Here is a 10,723-nt window from a genome sequence, read left to right as displayed (position 1 = left end):
CTGCAGAGCGCTTCATTAGCCATTTTTTTGATGATCAAGACATGAGTCAAACACTGTATAAAACCGGTGATTTAGCTTATTGGAATGAAAATGGTTCGGTGCAATATTCAGGTAGAGTTGATAATCAAGTTAAGCTTCGAGGCTATCGCGTTGAACTAGACGAAATCAAATCCATAATAGAAAGTCACGACTGGGTAAATAACGCCGCAGTATTCTTAAAAAAAGATCTGTATACCGGTTATCAAAACCTTGTTTCGATGATTGAATTAAACCCTAGAGAAGCGGCGTTGATGGATCAAGGCAACCACGATCCCCATCATCAATCTAAGAAAAGTCGTAGCCAAGTTAAAATGCAGTTAACTAATACCGGTTGTCGCCAAGATGCTGAAATAGTGAATAAATCGATAATTGATTTACCGGGTAAAATAGCGACCGAAAAACAGCGAAAACTTGTGTTTTCCCGTAAGAGTTATCGTTTTTTTGAGGGTGGAAAGATCGCAGAAGCAGATATCCTTAACGTACTCAGCAGTAAAGTAAATTATGATCATTATGCTCAGTTATCCGATCTTAACTATGCTGATTTTGGTAGTATTTTAAGGTATTTTGGCCAGTTCCATTCTGAGAATAGATTGTTACCTAAATATGGTTATGCGTCACCGGGTGCCTTGTATGCAACTCAAATGTATCTTGAATTAAATGGTATTGGAAACCTGACCCCTGGTTATTACTATTACCATCCTGTGCATCATCAACTAATACTGCTTGCTGAGAAAGAAGATAGTGGCACGGTACAATGTAAAGTACATTTTGTGGGTAAAAAGTCGGCCATTGAACCTATTTATAAAAATAACATTTTAGAAGTATTAGAAATGGAAGCTGGCCATATGGTTGGGCTTTTCGAAAATATCTTACCCATGTATGGTTTAAGTATTGTATCAAGTGATTACTTCCCCGAAACAATACAATTTTTTGAAGTAGAGCAGAACGATTATTACTTGGGTAGCTTTACTATAGTTTCTGGTACAAAAGACGTAATGAATGATGATGTCAGCGTGTATTTACAAGCTCACCCAGGGCAAGTATCGGGGCTTAAAGCTGGTAAATATTTGTATGAAAACGGGGCATTAGAATACATATCTAGTGAGATGATTTTAAAGAAGCATGTTATTGCAATTAATCAATCTGTTTATGAAAGAGCATCATTTGGGATTTCCGTTTTAAGCACAACGGATGAGCATTGGTTGGGATACATAAACTTAGGGCGCAAGTTACAATCATTACAGATGAACGATTTCAATATTGGTTTCATGTCTTCAGGCTACAGCTCAAAAACGGGCAATAACCTACCATCAGCTAAGCAGATACAGCATATTCTCAATAAAGATGTAGGGCCGTCATATTTCTTTATTGGTGGTCTTATCAGCGACATGCAAATACTGAGTGACGGTATGAATGAAGATGTAGTTCACATGAAAGGACCATCAGAAATTATTCAAGATGATCTGGTCAAGTTTCTGCCAACTTATATGATGCCAAATACAATTAAAGTAATAGATAAAATGCCAGTAACTGTCAATGGCAAAATAGATATGAATGCGTTGCTTACGCTAGAGACTGATTGTATCAGCGAGGAACATATCGAACCTGCAAATGACGTTGAGCGTGTGGTATTGGATATTTGGAAGAAAGGGTTAAACAGAGATTCAATTTCAGTTAATACAGACTTTTTTGAACTCGGTGGTAATTCACTTATCGCTGTGAGTGTTATCAATAAAATAAATACAACCTTGTCTTGCGACTTACCATTACAAATAATCTTTTCCTCTCCAACAATTCAAACGTTAGCACAAGCTGTTAATCAAAAAGAGGATGATTCAGCGTCGCGGTTAGTGCCTTTTCAAGTAAAAGGCAAGGGTAGCCCCATTTACTGCTGGCCAGGATTGGGAGGGTATTGTATGAATTTGCGATTGTTGTCTGAAAAATTGGGTACAGATCGCGCTTTTTTTGGTGTGCAAGCATATGGTATTAATGTCGGAGAAACCCCTTACCAAACGATTAGTGAAATGGCTGCCAAAGATATTGCGATGATAAAGCAAAATCAGGGGGAAGGTCCTTATACGTTATGGGGATATTCATTTGGTGCACGCGTTGCTTTTGAGGCTTGTTATCAATTAGAGCAAGCTGGTGATGTCGTTGAAAATTTATACCTTATTGCGCCTGGATCACCGAAAGTAGCGGTGGGACATAACTCAACTGAAGGTAGCTCAACCGAAAATAGCGAAGCAACATTTACTAACAAAAAGTTTTTAACCATATTGTATTCGGTATTTATGGGGACAATAAAGAGTAATTCATTAATAGAGTGTTTGTCTGTTGTGAATACCAAAGACAAATTTATTCACTTTATCTGTGGGTTGAATAACCAATTAGAAACCGGTTTAGTGATGCGGATTATCGATATCGTCACGATGACTTTTGAATTTAGCTACTCGTTTAGTGAACTCAGACAGCGTCAATTAAAGGCGCCGATTAAAATCATTAAAGCGACCGGAGACGACTATTCATTTATTGAAAATAATAACGTTTTCTCTATCACTGAGCCTGTTATAGAAAAAATTGCAGCAAACCATTACACCATGCTTAAAACAACACATATTGACCAACTTGTTGCTGTTTTATAGTTAGTTTTTATCTTTACTCTTTTATATTTTATTTAAGGAAGAATAATGCCACATATAAATATTAAACATTTCCCTTCACTCAGTGAAGAACAACATATAGCGTTGGCTAAAAGTATCACCGAAGCCGTCACTAGCGTGGTTGGTTGTGATCAAAGCGTTATCTCTATTGCCGTAGAGCCCGTAGAGCCAGAGCAGTGGAATGAACAAGTATATATTCCAGAAATTGTCGGACGAAAAGAGACATTAATTAAGACACCTGAATATTAATTAATGGGCATGACCATGCCAGGCATATTGCTAGGGCGTTCAACAAATCCCTGTTTTTGATAAACACTCGCCACATTCGCCGCCGCCATTAAACCAAAAAAGGCGCCTGGTTCGGCAATACTTTTTACCTGGCTGACCAAATGTTCAGTGATACGTTGACTCAATCCTAATTTTTGATGGGCAGGGTCAACTATCATGTCTTGGAGATAAAAATATTGATGGCCATCACCAACAATTCGGCCCATAGCAACGGCTTGGCCTTGGTGCCAGATACTGGCAAAGAAAACAGAGTTAGAAAGTGCTTTGGTTAAAGTTGGTTCGCTTAAGCTATCCCAACCCACCGAAGATCGTAATTGAATGACTGTTTGGCTATCTAAGATATTTTCTTTTAACAGGTAATCATTCATTGAGGTTTGCCTTTGGCTAAAATTAAATAATACCTTAGTTAGATCCAACTTAGAAGCACATCGTTAGCGCGTATAAAATTAAATATTAGTCAATCAACTTTGGCAGTGATGAAGAGATAAATATGACAAAAATTTATAATAATATTATCGAGTTAATTGGTAATACACCAATGATTAAATTGAATAAAATTTCTAATCATTTACCTGCAAATATTTACGCAAAATTAGAAATGTTTAACCCTATGTCTAGTGTTAAAGACCGTGTTGCATTATCAATGATAAATAACGCAGAAAGAGAGGGGCTAATTGAACTGGGTAAATCTGTAATTATAGAAGCGACCTCTGGTAATACGGGCATTGGCTTAGGCCTCGTTGCTAAGCAAATGGGGTATCGGACCATGGTCGTGCTCGCTGATACGATGAGTATTGAACGCGTTAAAGTGCTTAAAGCTCAGGGCGTTGAAGTAGTAAGAACGCCGGGGGCAGAAGGCTTTGCTGCAGTTATAGCAAAAGTAAAAGAGTTATTAGAAACAATACCGAATGCTTGGTCTCCAATGCAATTTGATAATATGGCTAATCCTCAAGCTCATTATGAAACAACCGGTAGGGAAATTTGGCGAGACATGGAAGGTGATATAGATATGTTTGTTACCGGGCTTGGTACAGGAGGTACCATTTCTGGTGTAGGGCGATATCTAAAAGAGCAAAATCCGCTAATAAAAATTGTCGCAGTAGAGCCTGAAAATTGTGCTTTATTATCAGGTGGTGAACCAGGTCTTCATAAAATTCAAGGGCTAAATGCAGGCTTTATTGCCAAAACGACAGACGTATCCTTAATTGATGAAGCCATTATTATTCAAGATCAAGATGCGTTTACAATGGCGCGTTTTTTACTCCGTGAAGAAGGGGTTTTTGGTGGAATTTCAACTGGAGCATCACTTTACGGTGCCATTGAGTTAGCTAAACGACCTGAAAACGAAGGGAAAAATATTATTACCTTGTTTCCATCTGGCGGAGAACGTTATTTAAGTACGCCGTTGTGGGATGTTGACGAACTTTAACTATTAACTAATTAATAGTTAATAACAATAGAACATTAAAACCTAATTATGTTTAGACCCTTTCAGATTTATCCGAAAGGGTTGCCATATTATCACTGGTTATTTAGTTTTTAGAAGGAGATATAAATGTTGGAAGTTCTAGCAATAGATCACATCGTATTAAGAACCACAAAACTGAAGGAGATGCTTGATTTTTATACCAATATATTAAGCTGCACCGTTGAACGAGAGACAGCGCTAGAAACTGGCCTTACTCAACTTCGAGCGGGTAGTGCACTTATCGATTTAGTGGTTGTTAATAGCAGGCTTGGCGCTGTTGGCGGCGGTCCGCCAAGCCAAACAGAAAGAAATGTCGATCATTTTTGCTTACAAATCAAGTCAGTTCCAGAGCAAGAGATTATTAATTACCTTCAAAAAAGTGGCATCGAAGTTGGTGAGTTTGCCAGTCGATATGGGGCTCAAGGTGAAGGGAATTCGATTTATATACAAGATCCTGAAGGGAATAGTGTGGAATTGAGATGCCGAACTTAGTATATTTAACGCCATAAAGCGGTCAAAACATTAAACTGCATCGTATCAATATATAAGTCAAGTACATATTGCGCATACAGATAATGGAGAAAAACTGGCTGTTTTAGTCGGTGCAACAGAAGATGTTTTCAAATACTAATATGAAAGCATCTAAAGTTTTTCATTCCTGGGGTATCAAGGTTTGTTCGCTTATACCCCCGTACTTTGGGCGGGAGTTATATCCTTACCTTCTATTTCTTTTTTTGACCTTTTTCTTGGCTTTTTTAGGCGCTTCTGCAAACTCTTTATGGAAAGGCTGGTCTGTAACAACAGGAATGGTTTGTCCTATGCTCTTTTCAATACTCTTTAATAGTGTTATATCATTTTCTACAGCAAATGAAATGGCCATGCCACTTTTCCCAGCACGCGCAGTTCGCCCTATACGGTGTATGTAGTTTCTTGGATCTTCAGGCAGGTTATAGTTAATGACTAACGTAATATTATCAACATCAATGCCACGAGCGGCAACATCCGTTGCCACTAACACTCTTAAATTAGTATCTTTAAAGCTTTGTAATGCTTCCTCTCTCGCGGCTTGTGTTTTGCCACTGTGAAGGCTGGCAGCAGTGATGGATGCAGCTTCTAGTGCGTCAACAATGATGTCAGCGCCAGGCTTTGTTTTACAAAAGATGAGCACTTTTTTATAGTCAGATTCTGTTAGGATATCAAACAGTAAGGGTACTTTATTTGATTTTTCAAGATGGTATACACTTTGATTAATCAAATCGATAGTCACCGTTTCAGCCGCAATTTGAACTTTTGTTGGATCCGTTAATATTGCTTGTGCAAGTATTTCTATTTCAGCAGGCATAGTAGCTGAAAACAACAGTGTTTGTCGGTTCGTTGGCAATTTAGATATGATACGTTGAACATCCTTAAAGAAGCCCATATCAAGCATTGTGTCAGCTTCATCTAACACGAATACTTCTAACGCATTAAAATTAATATCGCCGGTTTTAATTAAATCCAATAACCTGCCTGGGGTGGCGACTAAAATATCAAGTCCAAGTGCGATAGAGTCAACTTGAGCTTGTCTTCCTACACCACCATAAACAACTTTAGTTTCAAGCCCTAAACCATCAGAGTAGTCATCAATGTTTTGCATTATTTGTGAGGCAAGTTCTCTCGTGGGCGTGAGTATGAGCGAACGCGTGCTTTTAGCTTTGAGATCTATTTTATTTCGCCCAAAATTATTGATAATAGGCAATGAAAAGGCCGCGGTTTTTCCCGTTCCCGTTTGCGCTATACCCAGAAGATCATGGCCATTAATAAGTGCTGGGATACATTCTTTTTGAATCGGTGTGGGCTGTTTATAGCCTTTAAGACTAACGCGGTCAATAATTGACTCTAAAAGTGAAAATTCTTTAAACTCGGACATGCTGACTCTGTATTCTTTAATCAATAACCTATTATTCTAACAGAATGCTTTAACATATTTAAGACGTATTCAAGGTGGTAAAGTGAGCCTTAGCTCGTAATCAATGAGCAATGAGAAACAGCTCAACGTTAATGACTTTTTGGTGCGCAAAGCGGATATTAATCTAAGGATTTTAACCAACTATTTAAATATGACGATAATCTATAATTTTTCTGATGAATACAAATTTTGGCTTTTCAACAGATGTAGTTGGTATTAAATTAATGCGGTGTGCTAATTCCTCACAAGTTAATTAACTGGACTAAAAGCAGCGAGCTATTTTTGCTATGCTCAAGTCTAGCCAACAATTCTGTCCCTGTTAATTTGGCGTTATAAGCACCGATTTATTTAATTATTTGAGCCAGAGGTAACGGATTGAAATTTTCTACGCGTTCAGCGCAAGATAATGATTTTGAGTTCTTATTTGAGCTTAAAAAGGCGGCTGAATTTGAGCCAATTAAAGCTGTTTTTGGTTGGGATAATAAAATCCAACGTGAAATGCATCAAGATGAGTGGAATGAAGTAAGGCCAATAATCATTGAAGTATCAGCTGAAGCCGTTGGTAGTTATTTGCTTCAAAACAAAGGTGACCATTTCTATTTCTGCCGTTTCTTTTTATTACCAAGTTTTCACGGTAAAGGAATTGGAAGTCAAATTTTAAGTCAGTGTTTAGAGTTTGCTGATAGTGAAAATAAACCAGTGAAATTGTGTTATCTGCAAGGTAGCCGAGTAGGCGGTTTATACCGTAAATTTGGTTTCCAAGTAACGTCACAAGATGCCCAGTTTATTCATATGAACCGTGTAAGAATGTGCTTATAACGAATGCATTAACACGATTTTCTACATTCGGTATTCTAGATTGTCTTTATTTTCAGTGGTTAAGGTAGTAAAGTTCAACTTAATCTGCATAGTAGCAAACGTTTCAATGCTGTTGGTATGAGGGTTCAAAATTAGAAACAATTAACTTTTAGCTTTATATAAAAGTCAGTCGCTAAGTAAAAAATCGCATAACAAGTCATTAAACGCAGACACGTAAACGGTTGGTTAATGAGGCGTTATGCGTTCAAGGAGTAAATTCTCATGCCTCATATAGAAATTAAATATTCCGATAATTTGACTATTAATACGGGTGAAATTTTTGATGATATTGAAGAGATCATCAATGGAAAAGATATAAGCGCTGGAGAGTGCAAATCAAGGGCTTATCCTTGTTCTCAGTATAAATACTCACACATGCTAGTTATCGTATCGTTATTAACAAAGCCGCATAGAGATAAAATATTTACTCAGAGTTTAAGTCTAGAGATTGAAAAAGCGGTAAAGGTTCACCTTAAACAAAGCTTATATTTTTCATTAAGTATTGAATATAGCCAAGACTATTACACTACAAACATTCATCGTGTTGAAGGTGATGAGTTAGTCGGTATGGTTGATAACGTTACAAGTTAAATATTGTAAAATCAGTTTTAAAACGCATAATAAAAACTTTAAACGGAACAAAAACAGTTAGCTCAGTTTCACCATTATAGCCAACAATTCGTTGCTTCTTAACGAGGCGTTATAGCTTAAAAGGAAGTGTATGTTTAGTCACATAATGATTGGTACAAATGACGTAGCTCGTTCGAAAACATTTTATGATGCAATTATGCAGGTTCTTGGATACAGCGAAGGTGTCATCGATGATAAAGGCCGCTGTATGTACTTCAGCCCGTCAGGTGTCTTGGGGCTGACTAAGCCAATAGACGGTGAAGATGCTAGCCATGGAAATGGTATGACTATTGGCTTTCTTGCAAGTAGCCCTGAAATTGTTGATGAGTGGCATCGTGTAGGTATTGAGAATGGTGGTCTTACAATTGAAGATGCACCTGGAGTTCGAGGTACAGGAGATCGTAAATTGTATTTAGGTTATTTGCGTGACCTTGATGGAAATAAAATATGCACGACACATTTTATGCAAAGTTAAGGTTGCGTTGTTAGCTACTTAATTGGGTGTTATATGCCACTGGAGGCTTTGTTAAATATGGAAATTCGAAGTATTCCTTGGGAACAAACAATTCCGCTTCGTCATAAAGTTTTATGGCCAAATAAAGCACCTGAATTTTGTCAGGTTGATGGTGATGAGGAGGGGGTACATTTGGGTGCATTCATTAACAATGAGCTTATTTGTGTCGCTTCTATTTATCTTAAATCAGAGAAAGCTCGCTTAAGAAAATTTGCTACAGACGTTGGTTTTCAAAACCAAGGTATTGGCTCAAAAATGTTAGAGTATATTATTCATTATTTAAAAAATACGCAGGCGAAGGTTTTTTGGTGTGATGCTAGGGAGTCTGCTTTAGGATTTTACGAGCGTTTTGAAATGTATAAGTGCAGTGAACGTTTTTATAAAGCAGATGTTCCTTACTTTAAAATGGAAGTCGCTTTGTAGTGCGCTACAAGGCATATAAACAAGCTGAAAAGAGGATCTAGGTTGAACAATTATTTTGACAGCCCTTTTGTGGGTAAATCACTGAAAGAACAAGTGACCAATCCTAATATTATTGTGGGTGAGCATAGTTACTATTCTGGCTATTACCATAATCATAGTTTTGATGATTGTGCTCGTTATTTACTGCCAGATAGAACTGACATTGATAAGTTGATTATTGGTAGTTATTGCTCAATTGGTTCAGGTGCTGTTTTTATGATGGCGGGCAATCAAGGACATCAAAATAATTGGGTTAGTACGTTCCCATTTTTCTACCAAGACGATGACAATTTCTCAGACGCTAAAGATGGATTTGAACGTTCAGGTGATACTGTCATTGGTAACGACGTTTGGATTGGTACTGAAGCCATGATTATGAGTGGGGTAACGGTCGGTGACGGTGCAATTATCGCAAGCCGTGCTGTTGTAACCAAAGATGTAGCGCCTTATTCAATTGTTGGTTCAAACCCAGCAAAACATATCCGTTATCGTTTTGCTGAAAGTGAAATTGCCCAGTTGTTAGAAATGAAATGGTGGCAATGGAGTGATGACCAAATCAAGGGTGCAATGAGTTTAATGTGCTCATCAGATATCAGTGGTCTTTATGGTTATTGGCAAAATTTGAATCGCTTATAACAAATGTATCAATACGATTTATTACATTCGGCATTCTAGATTGTCTTTGGATTCATCGTATTAAGTGGTCAGTTTAAGTTCGATGACCGATTATTTTGCTGTATTGAGTGTTTTAGTTGTTTGTGCCATTTTATGCTGTCTATATTATTTGTTATGTTAGTCGTGATTGTATCTAAAATACGTATAACAAGCTGTTTAATCGGGAAAAAATACAGTAGGCTAGGTTTAGTGCCTCAACAATTTTAGCCAATAATATGTTGCCCATTCACAGGGCGTTAATCGGTAAATGGATATCACCAAACTATGATACTTCGAGAAGCTAGTTTAAAAGACCTATCAGATATTGCGGCACTACATGCACAGAGTTGGCGTGAAAATTACAGTGGAGCGCTGTCTGCTGAGTACCTAAATGAACATGTCTCTTCTGATAGAACCAAGATATGGACTGAACGTTTAACTAACCCTTCTTTTAATCAATATGTATTAATTGCAGAAGACGATGGTGTTCTTTGTGGATTTGTTTGTGTCTATGGTGCTAAGCACCCTAAGTACGGAACTATTATTGATAATTTGCACGTAAACTCAAGCATTAAGGGGCAAGGACTTGGTACAACATTATTAATTGCTGCGGCGAAATGGGCTGCGACCAATTATAAAGATCATGATTTGCACCTTGAAGTATTAGAGCTCAATGAAAATGCCATCAAGTTTTATAAATCCCTAGGTGGGCGAAATATAGCTCTTTCCTACTGGGATACACCCTGTGGTAATAAAGTTAAAGAGTTTATTTATAGCTGGGGAACGCCTGAAGTACTGGCTAATCAGTAAATCAACAAGGAACGTAACAGTTGGCTATGTTTCTGTCGTGTTGCTAACGTAATTGGTTTGTCTACGCTATGCTTGGGATGGTCCTTCTAGCACTGTCATTGATACGAAAGAAAATATGCGAGCTTCCCTAGTGCATGATGCATAGTATCAACTGATGAGATATGAACTGATATCGGCAGCAGAACATAAAGACACCGCTGATAGGTTATTTGAGTCATTGTGTATCATTGATGGTGTTATGCCTGCGTTCGCAAATGTATATTATTTAGGGCTAAAAGTTGCTGGAGAACCACATACTAAGCCGGAATCAAAAAAGGAAATACATGAAGCTCCGTAACGTAGCAAGCAGTTAATAAAGGCGTTATTCATCTCAATACTTAACAAGGATTCCT

13 protein-coding genes are annotated in these 10,723 nt (G+C 37.6%); 11 read left to right on the top strand and 2 right to left on the bottom strand.

Annotation, left to right across the window (positions count from 1 at the left end):
* Together QNK26_RS03235 and QNK26_RS03230 are read left to right on the top strand one after the other, a co-directional pair.
* On the top strand, positions 1-2,681 hold a 2,681-nt coding region (locus QNK26_RS03235; protein ID WP_319220827.1), incomplete at its 5' end, for a thioesterase domain-containing protein.
* Positions 2,682-2,726: 45 nt separating this feature from the next.
* The gene (locus QNK26_RS03230; RefSeq protein WP_319220826.1) at positions 2,727-2,948 is read left to right on the top strand and encodes a tautomerase family protein; all 222 of its coding nucleotides are present in this window, start codon (positions 2,727-2,729) and stop codon (positions 2,946-2,948) included.
* Here QNK26_RS03230 and QNK26_RS03225 read toward each other — a convergent pair.
* Positions 2,945-3,355 carry a GNAT family N-acetyltransferase gene (locus tag QNK26_RS03225; RefSeq protein ID WP_319220825.1) on the bottom strand — a complete coding sequence of 137 codons (411 nt, stop codon included), beginning with the start codon at positions 3,353-3,355 and terminating at the stop codon, positions 2,945-2,947. The two genes, QNK26_RS03230 and QNK26_RS03225, sit on opposite strands and share 4 nt — an antisense overlap.
* A 122-nt stretch (positions 3,356-3,477) precedes the next feature.
* Here QNK26_RS03225 and cysK point away from each other — a divergent pair, with 122 nt between their 5' ends.
* Positions 3,478-4,416, top strand: coding sequence for a cysteine synthase A (gene cysK, locus QNK26_RS03220; RefSeq protein WP_319220824.1), 939 nt, complete (start codon positions 3,478-3,480; stop codon positions 4,414-4,416).
* A 126-nt stretch (positions 4,417-4,542) separates the two neighbouring features.
* Complete coding sequence (locus QNK26_RS03215; protein ID WP_319220823.1) at positions 4,543-4,947, top strand: VOC family protein; 405 nt, start codon at positions 4,543-4,545, stop codon at positions 4,945-4,947.
* A 223-nt stretch (positions 4,948-5,170) separates the two neighbouring features.
* Here the strand turns inward: QNK26_RS03215 and QNK26_RS03210 are convergent, their stop codons facing one another.
* Positions 5,171-6,364 carry a DEAD/DEAH box helicase gene (locus QNK26_RS03210; RefSeq protein ID WP_319220822.1) on the bottom strand — a complete coding sequence of 398 codons (1,194 nt, stop codon included), beginning with the start codon at positions 6,362-6,364 and terminating at the stop codon, positions 5,171-5,173.
* A gap of 414 nt (positions 6,365-6,778) precedes the next feature.
* Between QNK26_RS03210 and QNK26_RS03205 the strand changes: the two genes are divergently transcribed.
* The 7 genes from QNK26_RS03205 (at position 6,779) to QNK26_RS03175 (ending at position 10,668) form a co-directional block, all read left to right on the top strand.
* A complete protein-coding gene (locus tag QNK26_RS03205) occupies positions 6,779-7,222 on the top strand; it encodes a GNAT family N-acetyltransferase (RefSeq protein ID WP_319220821.1) in 444 nt (147 codons plus the stop codon).
* A 261-nt stretch (positions 7,223-7,483) separates the two neighbouring features.
* Entirely contained in the window at positions 7,484-7,852 is a 369-nt protein-coding gene (locus tag QNK26_RS03200) for a hypothetical protein (RefSeq protein WP_319220820.1), read from the top strand.
* A gap of 130 nt (positions 7,853-7,982) precedes the next feature.
* Complete coding sequence (locus QNK26_RS03195) at positions 7,983-8,366, top strand: VOC family protein (protein ID WP_319220819.1); 384 nt, start codon at positions 7,983-7,985, stop codon at positions 8,364-8,366.
* Between the two features lie 57 nt (positions 8,367-8,423).
* The gene (locus QNK26_RS03190; RefSeq protein ID WP_319220818.1) at positions 8,424-8,828 is read left to right on the top strand and encodes a GNAT family N-acetyltransferase; all 405 of its coding nucleotides are present in this window, start codon (positions 8,424-8,426) and stop codon (positions 8,826-8,828) included.
* 42 nt (positions 8,829-8,870) lie between these two features.
* Complete coding sequence (gene catB, locus QNK26_RS03185) at positions 8,871-9,503, top strand: type B chloramphenicol O-acetyltransferase (protein ID WP_319220817.1); 633 nt, start codon at positions 8,871-8,873, stop codon at positions 9,501-9,503.
* 303 nt (positions 9,504-9,806) lie between these two features.
* Positions 9,807-10,331: a GNAT family N-acetyltransferase gene (locus QNK26_RS03180; RefSeq protein ID WP_319220816.1), complete on the top strand. Its 525-nt coding sequence runs from the start codon at positions 9,807-9,809 to the stop codon at positions 10,329-10,331.
* 154 nt (positions 10,332-10,485) lie between these two features.
* Entirely contained in the window at positions 10,486-10,668 is a 183-nt protein-coding gene (locus tag QNK26_RS03175) for a hypothetical protein (RefSeq protein ID WP_319220815.1), read from the top strand.
* Positions 10,669-10,723: the final 55 nt, after the last annotated feature.

The organism is Moritella sp., from assembly GCF_033791185.1.
GTDB lineage: Bacteria > Pseudomonadota > Gammaproteobacteria > Enterobacterales > Moritellaceae > Moritella.
This window is presented reverse-complemented; position numbering and strand designations above follow the sequence as displayed.